Source organism: Hydrocarboniphaga sp., from assembly GCF_028291725.1.
Lineage (GTDB): Bacteria > Pseudomonadota > Gammaproteobacteria > Nevskiales > Nevskiaceae > Hydrocarboniphaga.
Genome location: NZ_JAQGNT010000031.1, coordinates 1 through 21248 on the forward strand (window position 1 = coordinate 1; position 21248 = coordinate 21248).

Annotated in this window: 21 protein-coding genes and 1 pseudogene; 10 read left to right on the forward strand and 12 right to left on the reverse strand. The window is 66.9% G+C overall.

The genetic code is table 11. The annotated features are described in order from the left end of the window. Positions 1-133 (forward strand): annotated as a pseudogene (locus JWQ90_RS08720) (IS110 family transposase); the annotation flags it as partial. Positions 134-197: 64 nt separating this feature from the next. Here JWQ90_RS08720 and JWQ90_RS08725 read toward each other — a convergent pair. Together JWQ90_RS08725 and dmeF are read right to left on the reverse strand one after the other, a co-directional pair. Next, the gene (locus JWQ90_RS08725; protein WP_299692209.1) at positions 198-947 is read right to left on the reverse strand and encodes a sulfite exporter TauE/SafE family protein; all 750 of its coding nucleotides are present in this window, start codon (positions 945-947) and stop codon (positions 198-200) included. 2 nt (positions 948-949) lie between these two features. Continuing rightward, positions 950-1972, reverse strand: coding sequence for a CDF family Co(II)/Ni(II) efflux transporter DmeF (dmeF, locus tag JWQ90_RS08730; RefSeq protein WP_366919474.1), 1023 nt, complete (start codon positions 1970-1972; stop codon positions 950-952). Between the two features lie 245 nt (positions 1973-2217). Here dmeF and JWQ90_RS08735 point away from each other — a divergent pair, with 245 nt between their 5' ends. Continuing rightward, complete coding sequence (locus JWQ90_RS08735) at positions 2218-2817, forward strand: glutathione S-transferase family protein (RefSeq protein WP_299692215.1); 600 nt, start codon at positions 2218-2220, stop codon at positions 2815-2817. A gap of 31 nt (positions 2818-2848) precedes the next feature. On the opposite strand, the gene JWQ90_RS08740 is transcribed toward JWQ90_RS08735, so the two are convergent. Both JWQ90_RS08740 and JWQ90_RS08745 read right to left on the reverse strand, forming a co-directional pair. Next, positions 2849-4390: a DUF3943 domain-containing protein gene (locus JWQ90_RS08740; RefSeq protein ID WP_299692218.1), complete on the reverse strand. Its 1542-nt coding sequence runs from the start codon at positions 4388-4390 to the stop codon at positions 2849-2851. Positions 4391-4527: 137 nt separating this feature from the next. Further along, the gene (locus tag JWQ90_RS08745) at positions 4528-4929 is read right to left on the reverse strand and encodes a GFA family protein (RefSeq protein ID WP_299692221.1); all 402 of its coding nucleotides are present in this window, start codon (positions 4927-4929) and stop codon (positions 4528-4530) included. 87 nt (positions 4930-5016) lie between these two features. On the opposite strand from JWQ90_RS08745, the gene dapF reads away from it, so the two are divergent. The 5 genes from dapF to hslV all read left to right on the forward strand — a co-directional run bounded on the left by dapF (position 5017) and on the right by hslV (position 8597). After that, positions 5017-5856 (forward strand): diaminopimelate epimerase, encoded by an 840-nt coding sequence (dapF, locus tag JWQ90_RS08750; RefSeq protein ID WP_299692224.1) that lies wholly within the window; start codon positions 5017-5019, stop codon positions 5854-5856. Next, positions 5844-6542 (forward strand): DUF484 family protein, encoded by a 699-nt coding sequence (locus JWQ90_RS08755; RefSeq protein WP_299692227.1) that lies wholly within the window; start codon positions 5844-5846, stop codon positions 6540-6542. Before dapF ends, JWQ90_RS08755 begins: the two co-directional genes overlap by 13 nt. Further along, positions 6539-7492: a tyrosine recombinase XerC gene (locus tag JWQ90_RS08760; RefSeq protein WP_299692230.1), complete on the forward strand. Its 954-nt coding sequence runs from the start codon at positions 6539-6541 to the stop codon at positions 7490-7492. The genes JWQ90_RS08755 and JWQ90_RS08760 overlap by 4 nt, the downstream gene beginning before the upstream one ends. A gap of 133 nt (positions 7493-7625) precedes the next feature. Further along, a complete protein-coding gene (locus JWQ90_RS08765) occupies positions 7626-7859 on the forward strand; it encodes a hypothetical protein (RefSeq protein WP_299692233.1) in 234 nt (77 codons plus the stop codon). A gap of 195 nt (positions 7860-8054) precedes the next feature. Further along, on the forward strand, positions 8055-8597 hold the full coding sequence (gene hslV, locus JWQ90_RS08770; protein WP_299692237.1) for an ATP-dependent protease subunit HslV: 543 nt from the start codon (positions 8055-8057) through the stop codon (positions 8595-8597). Between the two features lie 16 nt (positions 8598-8613). Here hslV and JWQ90_RS08775 read toward each other — a convergent pair whose 3' ends face one another. The 4 genes from JWQ90_RS08775 to JWQ90_RS08790 all read right to left on the reverse strand — a co-directional run bounded on the left by JWQ90_RS08775 (position 8614) and on the right by JWQ90_RS08790 (position 13769). Then, positions 8614-9132, reverse strand: a complete 519-nt coding sequence (locus tag JWQ90_RS08775) for a hypothetical protein (RefSeq protein WP_299692240.1) — start codon at positions 9130-9132, stop codon at positions 8614-8616. A 61-nt stretch (positions 9133-9193) separates the two neighbouring features. Then, positions 9194-9847: a hypothetical protein gene (locus JWQ90_RS08780; protein ID WP_299692243.1), complete on the reverse strand. Its 654-nt coding sequence runs from the start codon at positions 9845-9847 to the stop codon at positions 9194-9196. A 230-nt stretch (positions 9848-10077) separates the two neighbouring features. Continuing rightward, entirely contained in the window at positions 10078-13209 is a 3132-nt protein-coding gene (locus JWQ90_RS08785; RefSeq protein ID WP_299692246.1) for a serine/threonine-protein kinase, read from the reverse strand. Beyond that, positions 13206-13769: an ECF-type sigma factor gene (locus JWQ90_RS08790; RefSeq protein ID WP_299692249.1), complete on the reverse strand. Its 564-nt coding sequence runs from the start codon at positions 13767-13769 to the stop codon at positions 13206-13208. The genes JWQ90_RS08785 and JWQ90_RS08790 overlap by 4 nt, the downstream gene beginning before the upstream one ends. 148 nt (positions 13770-13917) lie before the next feature. Between JWQ90_RS08790 and hslU the strand changes: the two genes are divergently transcribed. After that, on the forward strand, positions 13918-15294 hold the full coding sequence (gene hslU, locus JWQ90_RS08795; RefSeq protein WP_299692252.1) for an ATP-dependent protease ATPase subunit HslU: 1377 nt from the start codon (positions 13918-13920) through the stop codon (positions 15292-15294). 84 nt (positions 15295-15378) lie between these two features. On the opposite strand, the gene ntrC is transcribed toward hslU, so the two are convergent. From ntrC to JWQ90_RS08815, 4 genes are all read right to left on the reverse strand, one after another. After that, positions 15379-16866 (reverse strand): nitrogen regulation protein NR(I), encoded by a 1488-nt coding sequence (gene ntrC, locus JWQ90_RS08800; protein WP_299692255.1) that lies wholly within the window; start codon positions 16864-16866, stop codon positions 15379-15381. Then, entirely contained in the window at positions 16863-17945 is a 1083-nt protein-coding gene (glnL, locus tag JWQ90_RS08805; protein ID WP_299692257.1) for a nitrogen regulation protein NR(II), read from the reverse strand. Before glnL ends, ntrC begins: the two co-directional genes overlap by 4 nt. A gap of 85 nt (positions 17946-18030) precedes the next feature. Next, complete coding sequence (locus JWQ90_RS08810) at positions 18031-18555, reverse strand: DUF4124 domain-containing protein (RefSeq protein WP_299692259.1); 525 nt, start codon at positions 18553-18555, stop codon at positions 18031-18033. Between the two features lie 30 nt (positions 18556-18585). Then, positions 18586-20133 carry a Ppx/GppA phosphatase family protein gene (locus tag JWQ90_RS08815; RefSeq protein ID WP_299692261.1) on the reverse strand — a complete coding sequence of 516 codons (1548 nt, stop codon included), beginning with the start codon at positions 20131-20133 and terminating at the stop codon, positions 18586-18588. A 264-nt stretch (positions 20134-20397) separates the two neighbouring features. On the opposite strand from JWQ90_RS08815, the gene JWQ90_RS08820 reads away from it, so the two are divergent. Continuing rightward, positions 20398-20730 (forward strand): c-type cytochrome, encoded by a 333-nt coding sequence (locus JWQ90_RS08820; protein ID WP_299692263.1) that lies wholly within the window; start codon positions 20398-20400, stop codon positions 20728-20730. A gap of 11 nt (positions 20731-20741) precedes the next feature. Next, a complete protein-coding gene (locus JWQ90_RS08825; protein ID WP_299692265.1) occupies positions 20742-21116 on the forward strand; it encodes a cytochrome c in 375 nt (124 codons plus the stop codon). Positions 21117-21248 lie beyond the last annotated feature (132 nt).

Genomic DNA, 21248 nt, shown 5'->3' on the forward strand with positions numbered 1-21248 from the left:
CTTCTTCATGCTCAGCCGAAAAGAGCCCTACCGCGATACTGTCATCGACTTCCAAGCCCTCAGCGTCAAACGCAATGCACCTCGCTGGATCAAGGCCCTCACTCAGTACGGCCTGATCCCCGCAGCACCCTGATCTCCACCCCGCTTCCCATGGCCTCAAAAGGCCAGGGACCTCTGCGCCCTAAATCAGGTCTCTTTCACGTTAACCTACCGGCCAGCAAATTCGTGCCGCCCTCCCACAGCAGCTTGATCGACAGCAGCACCAGCAGAGTCTTGAACAGCAGCGCGAAACGCTCCTCGTCCAGATAGGCGTTCAAACGCCGGCCGAGCCAGGTTCCGGCGATGACCGCGGCACAAAGCGCCAGCAGCAGGCGCGGCTGCGTGAACGCGCTGAAGCCGACGAATCCGTAGGCGAGCACGCGCAGCAGATGACCGAGTGCCTGGGTCAGCGCCATCGTGCCGAGCGTGGTTTCCCTGCGCCACTCCGGGCGCAGAAACAGCCTGCCGACCAGCAGGCCGGTGGCGCCGACGACCAGGCCGAACGCGCCGTTGAGCAGGCCGGCGACGATGAACGAGGTGCGCGGCGGCAGCGGCGCGCGCGCTTCGCCGCCGCGCGCGGGGATCAGCGAAACCAGGATCAGCAGCGCGAGCAGGATCTGCACCCAGTTCGCGTCGATGCGCTCGATCCAGGGCGCGACGACGAAAGTCGCCGGCACCGAGGCGAGCAGAAACCAGCCGGTCGCGCCCCAGTGCACGTGACGCACGTAGGCGAGCACGCGCGAGCCGTTGGAGACCAGCTGCACCGCCGCGAACAGCGGCACTGCCTGCACCGGCGTCAGGCCGGCCGCGTAGAACAGGCCGATCAGGATGGTGCCGCCGCCGAGCCCGGCGATGCCCGACAGCGCGGCAGTACAGAACGCCGCCGCGGTCAGGCCCAGGCCCAACATCGTCAGTGCGCGTGATCGTGATCGTCATGATCATCGTGATGCGCAAACGGCTGCGCGCCCGTGGCGTTCAAGGCATCCACCTCGATGGTCACATGCACCAGGCCCGGCAGGCCGGCGAGACGTGTCTTGTATTCGGCCGGCGTCAGCGGCGCCGCCGCCGACAGCGACACGATCACGGCGTGCTTGCCCGGCGCCAGCCGCCACAGATGCAGATCGGCGACCTGCGCGTCGCCGCCTTCGACGCGGTGGCGCACGCGCCCGGCGAGCCGGGTGTCGACGCTGGCGTCGAGCAGCACCGCGGCGGTGCGGCGCGCCAGGCCCCAGGCCCAGTTGCCGATCACCAGCGCGCCGACGATGCCGACCGCCGGATCGGTCCAGGCCCAGCCCATGTAGCGGCCGGCGAGCAGCGCACCGATCGCCAGGATCGAAGTCAGCGCGTCGGCGATCACGTGCACATAGGCCGCGCGCATGTTGTGGTCGGTGTGATGGTCGCCGTGCTCGTGATGATCATCGTCGTGCTCGTCGGCGTGTGCGTGAGTGCCGTGATCATGTCGGTGATCGTGCGAGCCGCCGGGATGCAGCAGGCCGGCGCTGACCAGGTTCACCAGCAGGCCGAGGCCGGCGACGATCAGCGCCTCGCCGTAGGCGACCGGCACCGGCGACAGCAGCCGCTGCACCGATTCGAAGATCATCGTCACGCCGATCGCGCCGAGCAGCAGGCTGCTGGTGAACGCGGCGAGGTCGCCGACCTTGCCGGTACCGAAGCTGTAGCGCGTGTCGTCGACGTGACGATGCGCGTAGGCATAGGCGAACGCACCGACGCCGAGCGCGACCGCATGGCTGGCCATATGCCAGCCGTCGGCGAGCAGCGCCATCGACCCCGACCAGTAACCGGCGACGATCTCGACCACCATCATCACCAGCGTCAGCACCACGACCCAGCTCATGCGCCGGCCGTTGTCGCCGTGATCGTCCCCGAGGAACGCGTGGCGATGTTCGCCGCTGCCGTTCTGCGCCGGGCAGATGCGCGGCTCGGTGGCGGGAGCGTGATGATGTGCGGGAGTCGAGGTGTTCACGTCGGAAATGTTGCCGGAATGTTGCCGGTTCAGGCCCGGCCTGGGCCGGCGAGCGGGGCGCACAGTATGGAGCGCCTCGCCGCGCCCGTCATTCGGGCTCACAGCCGCCGTCAAGGTTTTTCGATTCCCGCAGCACGGCGCGGCTGCGAGACTGCGCAGCGCGGCGAGCGTCGCCGCACTAAGCGCGGGGACACATGATCAAGCTCTACGGCATGACCGGCTCGGGCAATTGCTGGAAGCCGGCGGTATTGATGACGATGCTCGGCATCGCGTTCGAGCACGTCGAGATCGACATGCTCGGCGGCGAAACGCGGCGCGCGCCGTTCCTGGCGCTGAATCCGAACGGCCGCGTGCCGCTGCTGCAACTCGGTGACGGGCGTCTGCTGGCCGAGTCCAACGCGATGCTGTGCTACCTGGCCGAAGGCAGTGCGCTGCTGCCGCCGCCGGGCTTTGATCGCGCCAAGGTGCTGGAATGGATGTTCTTCGAGCAGTACAGCCACGAACCGTATATCGCCAGCGTGCGCTTCTGGATCCATTACCGGCACAAGCGCGAGGAGTGGCGCGACAAGATCGCCGAGGCGAGCAGCAAAGGCCATGCGGCGCTGGCGGTGATGGAAACCGCGCTGGCGAAGCAGGCTTATCTGGCTGGCAGCACCTTCAGCATCGCCGACATCGCGCTGTATGCCTACACGCATGTCGCCGACCAGGGCGACTTCGATCTGTCGCCGTATCCGGCGGTGCTCGCCTGGTTGCAGCGTTGCGAGCAGCAGCCGGGATTCTTTTCGATGCGCTGACCCTGTTGGGGTTCGCGGTGCTCACCCCAACCTACAGTGCAGGGCCGCCCTCGCTCTTCGGGCGCCAGTCGACGGCGCCCGAGCGGGTCTGTCCCAGATAGGTGTAGCCGATGCTGATGGCGCCGACGCGCTGGCGCGTATCGGGCATGTCGGAGTAACTGGCATCGCGTCGCGAGGTGACGTACTTGAGCGTCAGGCCATGCAGGTTGAACACCCGCAGCGTCAGCGAGGCATCGGCGCGCAGGATGTGCTCGTGCCCGCCGTTCTCCTCCGACGCGATGTCGGTGACATGGTAGTTGCGCAGGCTGGTGTCGAGCGACACGCGGTCGCTGAAAATCAGCCTCAGGTTCAGCAGTTCCTGCGGCGTGACGCCGTTGTGATAATCGCGGTCGCCGACGCCGTGGATGGTCCCCGCCGAGCCGTAGCCGATACCGGCCAGTGCCGAGCCCTGCAGCGCGACATTGCGCGACAGCCACCATTGGCTGGTGGTGCCCAGCGCGGCGCCGGTCGTCGAGACGCGGAAGATCTGCGGTGCGACGTAGTCGTAAGTGCCATACAGGCCCCAGATGCCGCGGTAATCCTCGCCGGCCGAGTACGGCGCGCCCACCAGCAGGCCGCGGACGATGACGTTCTCGAGCACATTGCTGCTGGCCGCGGTGAACTGCAGATGGAAGTAATCAAACGGGCGCTCGTAGGTATAGCCGGGCTTGCCGGGCAGGCCGTAGGCCACGGTGAAATCGCCGATCGCCTCGCCGGTGTCGTAGCTCTGCGGTATCGGTGGGTCTTCGATGTTGGTGTTGCGATTGACACTGGAGCTGACCCTGGAATCGACGTTCACGCCCAGATCCAGCCGCGTATACACCGCCGGGTTGTGGCTGCGGAACACCCCATCGAAGCGCTCGCCGAAGGCGAGCCGGTTGAAGCCGGTAGAGGGCGATATCGCAGCCGCGCCGAGTTCGCGCCACATGCCGGGATGAGCGCCGGTGCCGCTCTCCAGCAACAGGCTGGCGAGCCGGAACAGCGGCTCGCCGAGAAAGCTGCCGCCGAAGCCGGTGGTGAACTGGTCGTTGATCGAAGGTTTGGTGGTTTCGCCGGCGATTTCCCAGGCGGCGCTGCCGAGGATCGTATAGGCCGACGCTTCCCAGTAACCCAGGCCGGCCGAGCGCGCGAAGCCGTGATACATCGAGCCCTGATAGGGATGCGCAAACTGGTTGACGCTGAACGGGTCGTTGTCGTGGACCCACTTGCCGGTGAAGTTGTCCTTGATCGACGAGAAGCTCACGTCGTAGTCCGAAGTGCCGGAGATCCGCCGGTCCACCTGGTTCAAGGAGAAGTCGAACAGGAAAATGCCGGCGGCGGGTACCCAGTAGCTCTTGCCATCGCCGATGCCCCAGTCCAGCACCGGATGCGGCCGCTCGTCGGCAAATGCAGTCGGCGCCGCCTGTTGAGCCGGAGTATCGAGCTTGGGGTCTTCCGCCGCGGCGAGCCCCGGCGCCAGTATCGTCGTCAGCAGCAGGATCAGACGGCCGGCGGAGATCCGCTCCCAACTGCGCAGGAACGCTTGTCTGTTCATTGCCCCTTTCCCTGGGTGTCGCCTGCGGCTTCCGGCAACGCCGGCGGCGTCGAACCGGAGCTGCGATATCGTTCGCGGCTGGTTCCGGGATGCTAGGCGTGCAATACAAACCGGCGATGAATGGGCCCGGACAGGCCCTAGTCGGAAGTCCGCGACAGATGAGCCAGCGTATGGCCGGCGGCTTCCCAGTTCTGCCCGTCGAAATCCTCGTAGTCGACCTGCTCGATGCTGCCTGCATCGACGCAGCGCAGGCTGATCGAAAAGCCGTCGGGGTTGGAGCGCGGAACGTAGAAACTCTTGATGCCGCAGACCGAGCAGAAGCGGTGGCGGGCGACGCCGGTGTTGAAGGTATAAGTGCTCAGCCGGTCTTCGCCGCTGAGCAGCTGGAAGTCGCGGCCCGGCACGATCAGGTGCTCGAAGCCGGTCATCGCGCACATCGAGCAGTTGCAGCGCTGTACCCGGACTCGCGCCGGCGCCTGGAATTCGAAGCGCACGGCGCCACAATGGCAACCGCCGGAGTGCGTGATCTGGGTGCTCATATTGCCATTAGTGTTGAGAGTAAAGGTGATAGGCGGAAGAAAAGTCAATAATATTGCACAGCCGAACCGGCTCAGGATCGGGTCACGATGAAGCTCTCTTTTACCAAGATGCACGGCGCCGGCAACGACTTCGTTGTGATAGACGCCACCCGCGAGCGCTTCCGGCCGACGCCGGAGCTGCTGGCGCGGCTCAGCGACCGGCGCTACGGCGTCGGCTGCGACCAGGTGCTGGTGATCGAGTCGCCTTCGTCCCCTGGCATCGACTTCGACTATCGCATCTTCAATGCCGACGGCAGCGAAGTCGGCCAGTGCGGCAACGGCACGCGCGCGCTGGCGCGCTTTGTTGCCGAGCATGGCCTGTCGGACAAGCGCCGGCTGCGCGTGCAAACCTCCACCGCGACGATGGAGCTGCAGCGCCTCGACGACGGCCAGGTGCGGGTCGACATGGGCGCGCCGCGCTGGACACCCGGCCAGATCCCGCTGGCACTGCCGGCCGCGGATCGCTATCGCATCGACACGAGTTTCGGCGCGATTGAGTTCGGTGCCGTCAGCGTCGGCAATCCGCATGCGCTGATTCGGGTCGACGACGTCGATACCGCGCCGGTCGAGGTGCTCGGCCGCGAGCTGCAGTCGCGCCGCGACGTGTTCCCGGAAAGCGTCAATGTCGGCTTCCTGCAGATTGTTGACGCGCAGCTGGGCCGGCTGCGCGTCTGGGAACGCGGTTCCGGCGAAACCCTGGCCTGCGGCAGCGGCGCCTGTGCGGCGGCGGCGGTCGGCCATCGCTGGGGCGGCTTCGGCGAGCGGGTCAAGCTGCAGCTGCGCGGGGGCGAGCTGATGCTGGAATGGAGCGGCTCCGAGCAGGCATCCATCTTTATGACCGGTCCGGCCGAGACCGTGTTCAACGGGGAAATCGAATGGCAGCAGTGAAGGACACAGCGGCCGCCGGTCTGAGCGATGACCAGGTGCTGGCCTATCTGAAATCGCACCCGGATTTTCTGGCGACGCATCCCGAGTTGCTGGAGACGATGGAGCTGCAGCACGCGACCGGCAGCGCGGTATCGCTGATCGAGCGCCAGGTCGAGGTGCTGCGCGGCCGCAGCCAGCGCTTGGAGGACCGCATGACCAAGCTGCTCGAAAACGCGCGCGACAACGAGCGCCGCGCCAGCAACGTGCATCGTCTGGCGCGGACCCTGATCCGCGCGCCGACGCTGGCCGCCGCGATTCTCGGCCTGCAGCAATGCATGCGCGAAGACTTCGGCATCGACGAGGCCTGGGTCGGCGTGTCGCCCGGCCTGCTCAAGCGCAGCGACATCGAAGGCCTGCAGCGCCTGGAGCCCGAAGGTGCGGTCGGCCGCCAGTTCGACGACTTCCTGCGCACCAAGCTGATCGAGTGCGGACCCCTGACCGCGGTGCGCGCCAAGCTGCTGTTCCCGAAAGCCGCCGAGCCGCCGCAATCCGCGGCGGTGGTGCCGCTGGAGCGCGACAAGAACCTGGGCATGCTGGTGCTGGCCTCGCGCGATCCCGAGCGCTTCCAGCCGCGCCAGGGCAAGGTGTTTCTGGAGATGACTGCCGAGCTGGTCGCCGCCGCGGTTCGGGCCAAGCTGGTGTCGTGAGCCGCTCGGCGCCGACGTCGAGTGTGGCACCGGCCGAGTCACCGCTGCTCAAACCGCTGCAGATGTTCCTCGACTGGATGAGCCACGATCGCCGGCTGTCGCCGAACACGGTCGGCGGCCGGCGCCGCGATCTGGAGCAGTTCATCGCCTGGTGCACGGAGACGCGCATTGCCGATCTCGCGCGCATCGATCTGCACGCAGTGCGCGCCTATGCGGCGCGGCTGCGGCGTGCCGGCCGCGACGCGCGCACCATCGAGCGTCACTTGTCGAGCCTGCGCGCCTGGTTCCGCTACGCGGTCGACGAGCGCTGGATCAGCGTCAACCCGGCGCTGGAAGTGCAGGCGCCGAAGCAGGCGCAGCGGCTGCCGAAAACCCTGTCTCAGGGTCAAATCGCCGGCCTGCTCGATGGCCAGTGGGACGACACGCCGGCCGACTGGCGTGACCGCGCGATGATCGAGCTGTTCTATTCGTCCGGCCTGCGCCTGGCCGAGTTGCTCAGCTTGAACCTGCTGGATTTCACCGCCGACCTCGGCGAAGTGCGCGTCACCGGCAAGGGCACGCGCACGCGCATCCTGCCGGTCGGCGGCAAGGCCCGCGCAGCACTGACCCAATGGCTGGCGCGCCGCGCGGTGTGGGTGGCCGGCGACGAACCGGCGGTGTTCGTCAGCAGCCGCGGCAGCCGTATCGGCCGCTCGACCATCGCCCAGCGCCTGCATCATCACGCGCGCCGCCTGGGCCTCGACGCGCGGCTGCATCCGCATCGGCTGCGCCACTCGTTCGCGACGCATCTGCTGGAAGAAAGCAGCGATCTGCGCGCGGTGCAGGAGCTGCTCGGCCACGCCAACCTGTCGACCACCCAGGTTTACACGCATGTCGATTTCAAGCGCCTGGCCCAGGTTTACGATCAGGCGCATCCGCGTGCCAGGCGCGGAAAGACGTCCAGAGCCTGACTCCGAAGCTGAATTAGATGTGAATGGGTCGTCGTCGTTCAGTTTATTTGCTGCATAATCGTGGCTGTCGCCAATCGGCGGCGTCGCTGGCCGATCAATAGCCAGCACCATTTACTGACCTGGGAGTTGTTCAATGAAGTCTAAACTCGTGATCGCCCTGGGCCTCGCCTCCGTGCTGGCGCTGGCCGCTTGTAAGAAGAAAGAAGAAGCCCCTGCTGCTGAACCGGCCGCTCCCCCGGCTGCCGAGACGATGGCGCCTGCCGACACCGCTCCGGCCCCGGCCGAAGCGCCGAAGTGCCCGACTGAGGCCGATCCGAATGCTGCTTGCCCGGAAGCCGCTCCGGCTCCGGCGGAAGCGCCGAAGTAAGCAATCGGTTCGAGCTGGGTTCGAGCTGAGTCGCCGGCAGATCAGCGCCGGCTTCGCGCTTCGATGACGAAGGCGGGGGCCAGTCCTCCGCCTTCGTCGTTTCTGCTGTCGGGTTTAGACGCGGGTTTCGAGCTTGAAATTGGCGGCGCCTGGCCCCAGATCCAGTGACTCTTCTCATTCGGGCAGATCGAATCCATGCAGCAATTCGACGGAACCACCATCGTCTGCGTGCGCCGCGGCAAGCAGGTTGCCCTGGGCGGCGACGGCCAGGTGTCGATGGGCAATACCCGCGTCAAGAACAACGCGCGCAAAGTGCGCCGCCTGTATGGCGAGAAAGTCATCGCGGGTTTCGCCGGCGGCACCGCCGACGCGTTCACGCTGTTCGAGCGTTTTGAAGGCAAGCTCGAGCAGCACGGCGGGCAGCTGACCCGCGCCGCGGTCGAGATGGCCAAGGACTGGCGCAGTGATCGCTACCTGCGCCGTCTCGAGGCGCTGCTGATCGTAGCCGACGCCGGCACCTCGCTGATGATCAGCGGCAACGGCGACGTGATGGAGCCCGAGGATCACGGCGTGATCGCGATCGGCTCCGGCGGCTCCTTCGCGACCGCCGCCGCACGCGCGCTGGTCGAGAACACCGAGCTCGGCGCGCGTGAGGTGGTCGAAAAGGCGCTGCACATCGCCGCCGAAATCTGCATCTACACCAATCATCACCTGACCATCGAAACCATCGGCGAGTGATCCGGCGACGGCGCCCTCAGCCCGGCGGATCGGGCTGAGGATTGAAGCCGTGGATCACTCCCGGATTCATCAGCAGCGTCTGCTGGGTCTGTGTTTCAAATAGCTCGTAGCCGGCCTGCACCGCGCGGCAGGGGTCGGGAGGAAAGGCCCGCGCCGGCCTGATTTCCTGCACGACCGCGCGCATCTGTGTGATCGGCGCGAAATCGCCGACGGCGTCGATCGGCGGCACGTCGGTCGACAGGGGCGCCACTGCCAGCGCGGACTGACCCGGCGTCAGATCGAATTGCTGTGAGTCGCCGAAGGCCTCGCCGTTGGCCTTGTAGAACGTCACCTGCACGCGGCAGGGATCCGGCGGGTACTCGGTGCCGGCGAGATTGACCAGCGTCACGCGCGTGCTCTGCCCGGCAACCAGCGAGCTGGGGACGAAGCTGATGCTGCGCTCTTTTGGCGGCGCGATCAGGCTGGCGCCCTGTGCGGTGCCGGCGATCAGGCCAGTGGCGGCGATCGCGGCGATCATGCGGATACGGTTTTTCATGGTGTCTTCCTTGTCGGTGTTCATGGATGCATCGACGGCCTTGCGATGCGGTGAAGCGCGGTTATTCGCGGATCGGGATCTCGCGCAGCTCGGCGCGGTCGACGTAGAACTGGCCGCCGTCCGGGTCTTCGTTGGCGATCACCAGCGCGTTGGTGCTGTACTCGGAGTTGGTGCAGACGCGCAGTTGCTCCCATTCGCCGATCTTCGAAGTCCAAGCGACCGGACCGCCGGTGGTGGTGTTGGACTGGATCGCGACCTGGCCCTTCTTCACGTAGACCCAGACCGAGAACATGTAGGCCTTGTCGGGCGGCAGCTCGAGCGCCTGGTAGACGCCGCCCTCGTTGCCGCCGGCCTTGAACATCAGCATGTACTCGCCGTGCGGGCCTGGTGTCTTCGAAGGCACCAGCTTCGAGCAGACCTTGGCGCCGGCGTTGCTGGAATGCATGGTCCAGCCTTCGGCCGCGGACGGCGGCGGCGATGGATCGCCCGACGTCCAGCAGATTGTGTCGCCGACCGCGACATCGGCCGTCGGGATCTCGAAACCGGGATTGCTGGCGAGGTTGTCGCTGAGGAAGAAATAGTCCGGACAGGCCGAGGCCGCCGGCGACGCGGCGCCGGCCGGAGTCGCGGCCAGCAGGCTGCTGAGGGACGCGACCAGCAGCATGGGGCCGACGGCGCGTCGTTGGAAATGCGAAGACACTTTTACTTTTTTCACGGCAGGAACTCCCGCGGGCAGGCAAGGATGTCCAGGCGGGCGCCCGACGGCCCGCCTGTCATGGATCGGTGAGGCCGCTGCGACGAAAGCTCGAAGCGGCCCTACTGATACAAACGCGGAAACCTCGGGGAAAGCTCATTGCTCGAGCGAAATCTTTCGATTGCGTCGAGGCGGGTCAATGCGCTGGCTTACGCGCCGCCGGCCGCCAACCCGCCGTCGCCGCCACAGAATCAGGGCGGCGGATTGGGTTCCGGCTTGCCGGCGAGCGTCCGCACCGGTGCCAGCGACAGCTGCGCGATTTCGGCCTGCTGCTGCAGTTGCCGCGCCGGCTCGAGCTCGCCCAGCGCCGTGTCGATCGCGGCCAGCTGGCGCATCGCGGCGATGGTTTTCGGCGCGCTGTCGCCGTACTGCCTGCGCCAGCCTTGCAGGGCCCGCGCCGCCAGTCCCTGGGCCTCGGTATCGCGGTGCAGCTCGGACAGGGTCTGCGACAGATCGCTGGACAGCTGCAGCACAGCCGGGTGCTGTTCGCCCAGCTTCAACGCGGTTTCCAGTGCAGCCTGCTGCAGCGCGAGGGCTTCGTCGTGACGACCCAGGGCGTCCATCGATCGCGCGATGGCCGCGGTCAGCAGCAGGGTATCGGGCTTGTCGGGTCCGAAAGCCTTGCGGAACCCAGGAAGCAGTTCCTCGAAGCTCGCCGCCGCCGCTGCGTGCTGGCCCTGCGCCTGCAGCATCAGCGCGGCGTCGCGGCGCGTCTGCAGCACTTCCGGGTGTTCCGGGCCGAAGGTCTTGAGCTGCCCCGTCAGCACCTCGGCCTGCAGCTTTTCGGCTTCGGCGTAGTGCTGCTGCTCGGACAGCACGTTGGCCAGGCCCTCCAGCGAATGCAGGGTGCGCGGTTTTTCCGGGCCGTAAAGGCGCGCACGCAGTTCGGCGATTCCGCGAAAGATCGTCCCGGCCTGGTCGTAATGCCCGCGCTCCTCCAGCGCCGCCGCGTAGTTCATCGCGCTGACCTGGCTGAGCTGGCTGTCCGGGCTCTGCGAGCGCTGCGCCAGGCGCCAGGCCTGCTGCTTGAGTTCGAACGCGGCCTGCTTGTCGCCGCTGTTGTCGACTGCCGAGCACAGGTTGATCAGCGCGCCGAGCGTCAACGGATGCTCGTCGCCGAGCGTGCGCCGCCGCGTCGCCAGCAGCTCGCGATCCAGCGCCGCGGCGGCCAGCGGCTCGCCCATGTCGTCGAGCGTCGCTGCCACTGAGAAGATCATCGACAGAGTGTCGGGATGCTCGTTGCCATACAGCGCGCGATAGGCCTGCAGCGAGCTTTCCTGCAGTGCCTTGCCCTTCGCATACTCGCCCTGGGCGACGTAAATCGCGCCGAGCACCGATTCGGTATTGGCGGTATCGGCGTCGGGCTGGGGTAGCAAGCGCCGCTCGTGGGCCAGCAGCGGCACCAGTATTTCGATCGCCGCTTGGAAATCCTCATGCCGGTTCAGGAACCGCGCCAGCTGGGTCTGCGCGTGCATGGTGTCGCGATGATCCGCGCCGAGCAGGCGGTGGCGCGCCTGCGCGACGTCGCGGGCGAGCGCGATCGCGTCGTCGGACTGGCCCTGCAGCGAGCGCACGCTGGCGAGCTTGAGCTTGGCGTTGAGCACGTCGGCGGAGTCGGCACCGAGCAGCGGCGTCATGCCGTCGATCGCCTTGCGCAACTGTTCGCTCGCCGGCGCCAGCAGGCCGAGGTCGGCGTAGGCCTGGCCGACGCTGACGCGCAGCGGGCCGTCGATACCCGGCTGATCGGCAAAGCGCTGGTCGAGCTCCTTCACCGACGGCGCCAGCAGGTAGTCGCCCAGCGTCTGTCGCGCGACTTCGGCGGACTGGGTCCAGGGCCGCATCTGGTCGAAGCTGGCGAGCAGCGCCGCGGCCTGGTCGGTCGGCAGCGGCTTGTCCTGGTCCAGGGTCGCGGCCAGTCGCGAGCGCATCTGGTCGAACCAGCCGGCGGCGAACTGGCGGATGTCCACGCGCTGCAGCATCGCGCTCTGGAACACCACCACCTGCGCCAGCTCGGCGGCGCGCTGCTGCGCCAGACGCGCCTGCCAGACGGTGCCGACGACGCCGGCCAGCAGCGCCAGCACGACCGCGGCGCCGGCGGCGACGCCGACGCGATGGCGCCGCAGATACTTGCCGGCGCGATAGCCGAAGGAGTCGCGCCGCGCCAGCACCGGCAGGTTGGCCAGGTGCCGGCGCAGATCCTCGGCCAGCGCCAGCACCGTCGCGTAGCGTTCCGCCGGCACTTTCTTCAGCGCCTTGCGCACGATGGTGTCGAGGTCGCCGCGCAGGCTCTCGCTGAGTTTGCGCGGCGTGGTCGCGCGCTGCGCCGCGATCTGCGCGCCGCTGTCGCCGTCGCCGCGCTGCGTGCGCATCTGGCTCGGCGCGGCCGGCTCGGTTTCGAGTACCGCGCGTTCCAGCTGTGCCGCCGACTGCCCCGGCTTGCCGTGAGGCCGGCGGCCGCTGAGCAGCGTATACAGCAGGACCCCGAGCGCATAGACGTCGGTGGCGGTGGTGATCGCGGCGCCGCTGATCTGCTCGGGCGCCGCGTACTCGGGCGTCATCGCGCGGCCGCCGAGCCGCGTCAGCTCGGTCTCGGGCCTCTCGTCGGTGTCGTTCTCGATCAGCTTGGCGATGCCGAAATCGAGTAGCTTGGCCTCACCGTCCGCGGTGACCAGGATGTTCGACGGCTTCAAGTCTCGATGCACCACCAGGTTCGCATGCGCATGCGCGACCGCGGCGCAGACCTGCAGGAACAGCCGCAGCCGCGCCGCAATGTCGAGCTGACGCGCGTCGCACCAGCGGTCGATCGGCTCGCCCTCGACGTATTCGATCGCCAGAAACAGCTCGCCGTCCGGGCTGATGCCGGCGTCGAGCAAACGCGCGACGTGCGGATGCGCCAGCTCGCCTAGGATCCGGCCCTCGCGCAGGAAACGCCCGCGTATCGCCGACTGCGCCAGGTGCGGATGCAGCAGCTTCAGCGCGACCGGCGCGGTATAGAGGCCGTCGCTGCGCCTTGCCAGCCAGACTTCGCCCATGCCGCCGCTGCCGAGCGGGCGTTCGATCGAATAGGGCCCGAGCATGCTGCCGGCGCGCGCGGCTGCCGCGAGTTCCATGGCTTCGAGGGCGAGCATGGCGCCACCGGCTGCCGGCAGCGTGCCGCCATTGGCGTCGGCCGCTAGCCATACCAGCACCGCGGCATGCAGCTCGGGACGGCCTTGCCTCAACACTTCAAGTTCGATGCCGCGCGCCGCTTGGTCGAGATCCAGCAGCGCCTCGAATGCGGCGTAGGCCTCGCGGCGCAGCGCATCGGCGCCGCCCGCGCTCATGCGGCGCCGTTTTGTCCGAGTTCGCCGATGACGAAGGCGCGTGCCTTGCGCAGCTCGCGCTTGACCGTGGCGGGCGACAGCGCCAGCGTCGTGACAATGTCGTCCACCGCCAGGCCGGCGAAGAAATGCATTTCGAATACCTGATGCGCGCGCGGATCGAGCCGTGCCAGCACCTGCAAGGCATCGTCGATCGCCACCAGGTCGATGCCGCACAATGCGTTGTCCTCGACGCTGGTAGTCAGCGTCACCGCAGCAGCGCCGCCGCCGCGTTTTTCGGCATGGCGTCCACGCGCGTGGTCGACCACCACGGCGCGCATCACGCGCGCGGCGTAGGCGAAAAACGCGTGGCGGCTGTCGAAGGCGAGGTCCTGACGGTGCGCCATGCGCAGGTAGGCCTCGTTGACCAGGCTGCACGGGTCGAGCTGGGTGCAGGGCGCGGCCTGCGCCAGGCTATGACGGGCAAGCTTGCGCAGCTCGTCGTAGACGAGCGTATAGAGCGCGTCGCGGGCGGTGCTTTTCCCGGCGGCCGCGCCCAGCAGCAGATGCGTCACTTCGGCCATGATTGAGCATACCTCCAAGCCCTTGCCGCACCACGCGCCGCCCGTCGGCGCTTGAAAGCCCGGGTTGCAGACCTCAGATCGTAGTCATTCCCTCTATTACGCAAGCGCGCCCCGGCGGCGCCCCGACCGCGAGATTGCCGAGACCCCGATGAATGATGCAGTGAAACCCGGCCCTGAGCTGTCCGCCAGTGCGCAGTCGATGACGCCGCGCGAAATCGTCGCCGAGCTGGACCGTCACATCGTCGGCCAGAAAGCCGCCAAGCGCGCGGTCGCCATCGCGCTGCGCAACCGCTGGCGCCGGCAGCAGGTGCCCGGCGCGCTGCGAGCCGAAATCAGCCCGAAGAACATCCTGATGATCGGCCCGACCGGTGTCGGCAAGACCGAGATCGCGCGGCGCCTGGCCAAGCTCGCCAATGCGCCGTTCGTGAAAGTCGAGGCGACCAAGTTCACCGAAGTCGGCTATGTCGGCAAGGACGTCGATTCGATCATCCGCGACCTCGTCGACGCCGCGGTCAAGATGACGCGCGAGCAGGCGACCCGGCGGGTGCGCGATCGCGCCGAAAGCGCCGCCGAGGATCGCGTGCTCGACGCGCTGCTGCCGCCGCCCAAGGATTTCGGCGAGGCCAGCAGCCTGCGTCAGTCCGAAAGCGGCGCGGCGCGCCAGGTCTTTCGGAAGCAATTGAGAGAGCACAAGCTCGACGACACCGAGATCGAGATCAAGCTCAACGCGCTGCCGCCCAATGTGCAGCTGATGGGGCCGCCGGGGATGGAGGAAATGACGAGTCAGCTGCAGCAGATGTTCGCCAACCTCGGGCAGGCGAAGACGCAGTCCAAGAAGATCAAGATCAAGCTGGCGCTGAAGCAGATCGCGGATGAGGAGGCGCTGCGCCTGGTCGACGAAGAGGCGATCAAGGCCGAGGCTCTGCACAACGTCGAGGAGAACGGCATCGTGTTCATCGACGAGATCGACAAGGTCGCCAAGCGCGGCGAATACGCCGGTGCCGACGTGTCGCGCGAAGGCGTGCAACGCGACCTGCTGCCGCTGATCGAAGGCTCGACCGTGACCACCAAGTACGGTGCGGTGAAGACCGACCACATCCTGTTCATCGCCAGCGGCGCGTTCCACATGTCCAAACCTTCGGACCTGATTCCGGAGCTGCAGGGGCGCCTGCCGATCCGGGTCGAGCTCGAGCCGCTGAAGACCGAAGATTTCGTGCGCATCCTGACCGAGCCGAACTTCTCGCTGACCGAGCAGTACCGCGCGCTGCTGGCGACCGAGGGCGTCACTGTCGGCTTCACCGACGACGGCATCCGCCGGCTCGCCGCGATTGCCTGGCAGGTCAACGAGAGCACCGAGAACATCGGCGCGCGACGCCTGCACACGGTGATGGAACGGCTGATGGAAGAAGTGGCGTTCGATGCGCCGGACTGCAGCGGCAGCACGCTGAGCATCGATGCCGCCTATGTCGACGCCAAGCTGGCGAAGCTGGCTGGCAACGAGGATCTGAGCCGGTATATTTTGTAGCGGCCCGTGTTGGGGTTCGCTGCGCTCACCCCAACCTACCGCGGCGATCGTAGGTTGGGGTGTGCGCAGCGAACCCCAACAGCACTACTCCATCCCCAGTTCCTTGATCTTGCGGGTCAGCGTGTTGCGGCCCCAGCCGAGGCGCCGCGCCGCTTCCTGGCGCTGGCCGTGACAGGCTTCGAGCGCGACTTCGATCATCGTGCGTTCGAAATCCGGCGTCGCTTCGGCGAGCAGGTCGCTGCGCCCGGCCTTGAGTTCGGCGGCGGCCCAGCTGCGCAGCAGCCCGGACCATTGCGCGTCGCGGGCCGCGGGTGCTGCGCCCGGCGCTGCACTCGCCGGGGCGGCGTGCTCCATCGGTGACGGCATGGCCGCCGCCGGAGCTTGACGCACCGCCGGCTCCGAGCTTCGCCGCGTATCGCGCAGCTCCGGGGGCAGGTCGGGCAGATGCACGTCCTGGCCGGGCGCCATCACCGTCAGCCAGCGGCAGGTGTTCTCGAGCTGGCGCACGTTGCCGGGCCAGTCGAAATCGCAGAGCCGCTCCATCACGTCCGGCAGCAGGCGCTTGGGCTCGGTCTTCAGCTCCTTGCCGGCCTGTACGAGGAAATGTCGCATCAGGATCGGGATGTCTTCGACGCGCTCGCGCAGCGGCGGAATGCGTACGCGGATCACGTTGATGCGGTGGAACAAGTCCTCGCGGAACTTGCCTTCGCGCACCAGGGTTTCCAGATCCTGGTGCGTTGCGGCGATCACGCGCACGTCGACGCGCACCGGCGAGACGCCGCCGACGCGATAGAACTCGCCGTTCTGCAGCACGCGCAGCAGGCGGGTCTGCAGGTCCGACGGCATGTCGCCGATCTCATCCAGGAACAGCGAGCCGCCGTCGGCCTGCTCGAAGCGGCCCTTGCGCTGCATCTGCGCGCCGGTGAACGCGCCGCGTTCGTGGCCGAAGAATTCGGATTCCATCAGGTCTTTCGGAATCGCGGCGGTATTGACCGCGATGAACGGGCGGTTGCCGCGCGGCGAGTTGTTGTGCAGCGCACGAGCGACCAGCTCTTTGCCGGTGCCGGATTCGCCGGTGATCATCACCGTGATCTGGCTTTGCGCCAGACGGCCGATCGCGCGGAACACATCCTGCATCGACGGCGCCTCGCCGATGATCGCGGTCGGCGCCGAGGCTTCCTCCGGCTGCTCCAGCACCGGACGCTTGGACGCGGCGCGGCGCACCAGCGCGGCGACGCCATCGACGTCGAAAGGCTTGGGCAGATATTCAAAGGCACCGCCCTTGTACGCGGCGACCGCGGATTCCAGGTCGGAATGCGCGGTCATGATGATCACCGGCAGCAGCGGTTTGGCCGCGCGCACGCGCTCCATCAGCTCCAGGCCGTTGACGCCCGGCATGCGGATGTCGCTGACCAGCACGTCGGGGGTATCGTCGGACAGCGCATCCAGCAGCTCGGCGGCGCCGGGGAACACCGTCACCTGCATGCCTTCGCGCGCCAGCGAGCGCTCAAGCACCCAGCGGATCGATTCGTCGTCGTCGACCACCCATACCGTCAGCGCGGGATTATTCATGCCGGGGTCCCGGCTGAAACGTCGAGCGGCATGTAGATCGAGAAAACGGTGCTGCCCGGGCGCGACTTGCACTCGATGACTCCGCCATGGGTGTGGACAAGGTATTGCGCTATCGGCAATCCAAGTCCCGTGCCTTCTGCACGCATCGTCACCATCGGGTAGAAGATTTTGTCGATCATTGCTGGGGGAATTCCGTGTCCGTCGTCTTCGATATCAATTTGGACGACCAGGCGGTGACGGGTGCCGCCGATCGTGTATTGCCGCCGCGTGCGGGACCGCAGCGCGATGCTGCCCTGGTCGCCGACCGCCTGCAGCGCGTTGCGCAACAAATTCAGTACCGCCTGTATCAATTGCTCGCGATCCCCGATCATCTCCGGGATCGACGGGTCGTAGTCGCGCAGGAAGCTCACGCCGATCGGCGCTTCCGCCTCGACCAGCTGGCGCACGTGCTCGAGCACCTCGTGCACGTTGACCGGCGCTTTCTGCGACACGCGGTTCGGGCCGAGCAGCCGGTTGACCAGGTTCTGCAGACGGTCGACCTCGCGGATGATCACGCGCGTGTATTCGCGGTGCTCGGAGTCCGGGAACTCGCGCTCGAGCAGCTGCGCCGCGCCGCGGATGCCGCCCAGCGGGTTCTTGATTTCGTGCGCGAGGTTGCGGATCAGCTCGCGCGAAGATTCCTGCTGGGCCAGCAGCAGCTCGTCGCGCGAGATCCGCAGGTGCCGGTCCATCGGCAGGATTTCGATCAGCAGGCCGACGTTCTTGCCGAGCTGCAGCGGCGTTACCGTGCAATCGACGGTGATCGGTTGCTCGCCGCTCTTGCGCAGCTGCAGTTCGCGTTCGATAAAGCCGGTGCCGGCCTTCAAGGCTTCGCGCAGACGCGGCGCGTGCGGCGCGAACTGCGGAATCGCGTGGGTGAAAGCCTCGCCGACGGCGTAGCGGCGGCTGACGCCGAAAACGCTCTCAGCCGTGGAATTGATCGATACGACACGCAGCGCTGCATCGAGGCTGATAACGGCCGTACTGAGCCCGTCCAGAATGTGCGCGGGCGCCGCACGACTACTGGGGGCGAGCTTCATTGCTCCGTTTTAGCAAAAGCCGGGCCACAAAATGGAGCCCAAGAATAGCCTTTCCGGGAAACGAGCGCACCGATAAGGTGCGCGCCTAGTTGATCCCGGGCGGTTTGATGTGAACCAGAACCGGTGCCGCACGCCCAAGCTCCTTCCCACGGCCGTCGACGACCGCCACCGCGACCAGGTGCGTGCCGCGATCAACATCGCCCATGGTATAGCTCAGATCCTGCACCGGTTTGGACGTGCGCGCATTGCCGTCGAGCAGATACACCAGGCCGGCGCCCTCCGGCAGCGGCTTCTGCAGGTTGATCGCGACGCTGAGCTTGCGATCGGTGCCGCGCAGCGTCTGGTCCGGGGTCGGCGAGACGATGCTCAGCATGACGCTCTCGATTGCCGGCGTGGGCGGCTCGGCCTTGCCGGGCGCAAGCGCCGCGGCTGCAGTTGCATTGGCTCCGCCGGAGATGAACTGCAGCGGCGGCAGCTGTACCGGCTTGGCGCCCGGTGTCGGCGCCTTGTCGCCGTAATGCGCATGGCCCTCGGCGTCGACCCAGCGATAGATCTCGGCCTGCGCCGGCAGGGCGATCAACAGCAACGGGAGAAAGAGCAGCTTGCGCATGGCCTACTGTAGCCAGCCGCGAGCGCGATATCAGTCGAAGCGCAGGCGAACGTCGGCGGATTTCAGATAGTCGGCTTCCTGCTCGAGGTCGGCCTGGGTCAGCGGGTGCGCGGCCAGCCACTGGCGCGGGAAGCTCAGGTCGACATTGCGGCGGCCGTTGTTGCTGCCGACCCGTACGCTGACCGGAGGATCCAGATCCGGGTCGCGGCTGCGGTGCAGCAGCGCCGCCAGCCGCAGCAGGATCGCCAGCTTGCGGATGGTTTCGGACTGCGCTGCCGGCAGATCGGCCAGCGGGCTCTCCGAAAATTTGCTGCGATGCAGCCGCACCAGCGCCGCGAGCTGCTTCTGGTCGGTCTGCGAGAAGCCCTGCAGATCGGCATGACGCAGGATGTACTCGCCGTGCTTCTGGTATGAGGAATGCGCGATCACCAGGCCGATCTCGTGCAGCGTCGCGGCCCAGTTCAGTAGCATCGTCGATGACTTGCGGTCCAGCTGCCAGGCCGAGAACACCTGCGTCAGCAGCTTTAACGCCGTCGTGGCGACCCGGCCGGCATGCGCGGCGTCGACGCCGTAGCGTGTCGCCATCGCCCGTACCGATTCGTCGCGCACATCGTGATCGGACAGGCGCCCGAGCAGGTCGTAGACCAGGCCTTCGCGCAGCGCGCGCTCCGAGGTCTGCATGCGCTGCAGATCGAGCGCGTCGAACACCCCGGCGAGCACCGCCAGCCCGCCGGCGAACACCGGCCGGCGGTCTTCGCGCAAGGCCGGAAAATCGATTTTGGAGACATGGCCGCGATCGATCACCAGTTCCACGGTTTTCTCCAGGCCCTCGCGAGTGATCTGCTCGTCGGCCCAGGCCTGTTCACGCATCACCCGCCAGGCCCCGCGCACCGTGCCGCTGGCGCCGATCGCAATGTCCCAGCCGGTGCGGCGGTAGCGGTTCTCCAGAAATTCGAGCTCGAGCCGTGCGGCGAAGCGTGCCTGGCGAAACCGTGAACGCGTGATACTGCCGTCGGCAAAAAAGCGATTCTGATGGACCACGCAGCCCAGTCCGACCGATTCCATCAGTACCGCGGTCGGACCGCGGCCGATGATCACCTCGGTGCTGCCGCCGCCGATGTCGACCACCAGCCGGCGCTCGGTCTCGGCGCCGCCCATGCCGTGAACCACGCCGCCATAGACCAGACGCGCCTCTTCGACTCCCGAGATGATCTCGATGCTGTGGCCGAGCGCCGCTTCCGCTCGCTCGACAAACCCGCCGGTCGCGGAATCCGCTTCCTGAAGCCGGCGCAGGGTATTGGTGCCGACCGCGCGCACACGCTCGCGCGGCAGGTTGCTGAGGCGCTGGCCGAAGCGCTGCAGGCAGGCTAGCGCGCGCGTCTCCGCCTCGAGGGTCAGGCGGCGCCTGTCGTCCAGGCCGGCGGCCAGGCGCACCGGTTCGCGCAGGCGGTCGATCACCTGCAGATCGGCACCGGCGCTGCGCGCGACCATCATGTGGAAGCTGTTCGAGCCCAGATCGACAGCCGCGACGACGGTGGTATCGGGCGCGACGATGAGACGGTCGGCGGTTTGGCTCATGGTGATTAAATCGCCGTGATAAACGTATAAAGCAGTACAAAATCACAAAGGCGTTTTGCAGCCCCTGCCCGAAAACAAACTATAGCAATCACCGGTGAAGGCCTCGCGACGGCATGCGGCCTTGCGATCTCCGCACGATCTTCGTTGACCCACGATGCTGAATCCCTGACAATTTCGTGCTGCAACAGCCCGGCCATCGTGCTTAGCCACCGCGCCAGGGCTCTTGCGGGTCTCGAACCAAAAAGTATCCTGGGAGTTGATGGTATGAAACTCGCGCGTCGGGGCATCCTGGCCCTTGCCGCTTTGCTCAGCCTGCCTGCTGCAGCGGCCGGTGATCCGGCCGTCGGCCGCGACAAGGCCGATACCTGTATCGGATGCCACGGCATCCCGTTCTACTCCAATGCCTATCCGACGTATCGCGTGCCCAAGCTGGGCGGCCAGCAGCCCGGCTACATCGTTGCCGCGCTGAAGGCTTATCGCTCCGGCGACCGTCCACATCCGACGATGCACGCCCAGGCCGCGAGCATGACCGACCAGGACATGGAGGACATCGCCGCCTTCCTGACCCAGGCGCCCCGCAACAAGGCTGACAAGTGAAGCGCGATCCGATGAGCCTCCACCGCAAGTTTGTGCTGATTTCCGCCGCGGCCCTGGTTCTGGGCCTGAGTGTTTCGGCCCGGGCCGACGAGCATGAAGCGGCGGCGGCTCCGGCCGTCGACAAGCTGGTGCCGGTCTGCCAGTCCTGCCATGGCGAGCACGGCGCCAAGCCGATCCTGCCGGAATATCCGGTGCTGGCCGGGCAGTACGCCAACTACATCGAGCACGCGCTGAAGGACTACCGCTCCGGCGCGCGCAAGAACGCGGTGATGAGGGCGCAGGCGGCGAATCTGACCGACACCGACATCGCGGCGGTCGCGCAGTACTTCGCGCATCAGCAAGGCCCGATCTACACCTTCACGCTGCCGCCAGCGGCCGCGAAGTAAGCCTCGACGCTGTACAAAAAAGGCCGGCTTCCGCCGGCCTTTTTTGTGGTTCGCGGAATTACCGCACCATGTCAATAAACTAGATTAAGTATTCTATATAACATATTGTATAATTAAGAAATTGAGCTGGGG

Excerpts from the sequence above, each read along its gene's own strand:
- JWQ90_RS08725 (WP_299692209.1), bottom strand. The coding sequence starts at position 947 with ATGTTGGGCCTGGGCCTGACCGCGGCGGCGTTCTGTACTGCCGCGCTG.
- JWQ90_RS08735 (WP_299692215.1), top strand. The coding sequence starts at position 2,218 with ATGATCAAGCTCTACGGCATGACCGGCTCGGGCAATTGCTGGAAGCCG.
- JWQ90_RS08740 (WP_299692218.1), bottom strand. The coding sequence starts at position 4,390 with ATGAACAGACAAGCGTTCCTGCGCAGTTGGGAGCGGATCTCCGCCGGC.
- JWQ90_RS08745 (WP_299692221.1), bottom strand. The coding sequence starts at position 4,929 with ATGAGCACCCAGATCACGCACTCCGGCGGTTGCCATTGTGGCGCCGTG.
- dapF (WP_299692224.1), top strand. The coding sequence starts at position 5,017 with ATGAAGCTCTCTTTTACCAAGATGCACGGCGCCGGCAACGACTTCGTT.
- JWQ90_RS08755 (WP_299692227.1), top strand. The coding sequence starts at position 5,844 with ATGGCAGCAGTGAAGGACACAGCGGCCGCCGGTCTGAGCGATGACCAG.
- JWQ90_RS08765 (WP_299692233.1), top strand. The coding sequence starts at position 7,626 with ATGAAGTCTAAACTCGTGATCGCCCTGGGCCTCGCCTCCGTGCTGGCG.
- hslV (WP_299692237.1), top strand. The coding sequence starts at position 8,055 with ATGCAGCAATTCGACGGAACCACCATCGTCTGCGTGCGCCGCGGCAAG.
- JWQ90_RS08775 (WP_299692240.1), bottom strand. The coding sequence starts at position 9,132 with ATGAAAAACCGTATCCGCATGATCGCCGCGATCGCCGCCACTGGCCTG.
- JWQ90_RS08785 (WP_299692246.1), bottom strand. The coding sequence starts at position 13,209 with ATGAGCGCGGGCGGCGCCGATGCGCTGCGCCGCGAGGCCTACGCCGCA.
- JWQ90_RS08790 (WP_299692249.1), bottom strand. The coding sequence starts at position 13,769 with ATGGCCGAAGTGACGCATCTGCTGCTGGGCGCGGCCGCCGGGAAAAGC.
- hslU (WP_299692252.1), top strand. The coding sequence starts at position 13,918 with ATGAATGATGCAGTGAAACCCGGCCCTGAGCTGTCCGCCAGTGCGCAG.
- ntrC (WP_299692255.1), bottom strand. The coding sequence starts at position 16,866 with ATGAATAATCCCGCGCTGACGGTATGGGTGGTCGACGACGACGAATCG.
- glnL (WP_299692257.1), bottom strand. The coding sequence starts at position 17,945 with ATGAAGCTCGCCCCCAGTAGTCGTGCGGCGCCCGCGCACATTCTGGAC.
- JWQ90_RS08810 (WP_299692259.1), bottom strand. The coding sequence starts at position 18,555 with ATGCGCAAGCTGCTCTTTCTCCCGTTGCTGTTGATCGCCCTGCCGGCG.
- JWQ90_RS08815 (WP_299692261.1), bottom strand. The coding sequence starts at position 20,133 with ATGAGCCAAACCGCCGACCGTCTCATCGTCGCGCCCGATACCACCGTC.
- JWQ90_RS08820 (WP_299692263.1), top strand. The coding sequence starts at position 20,398 with ATGAAACTCGCGCGTCGGGGCATCCTGGCCCTTGCCGCTTTGCTCAGC.
- JWQ90_RS08825 (WP_299692265.1), top strand. The coding sequence starts at position 20,742 with ATGAGCCTCCACCGCAAGTTTGTGCTGATTTCCGCCGCGGCCCTGGTT.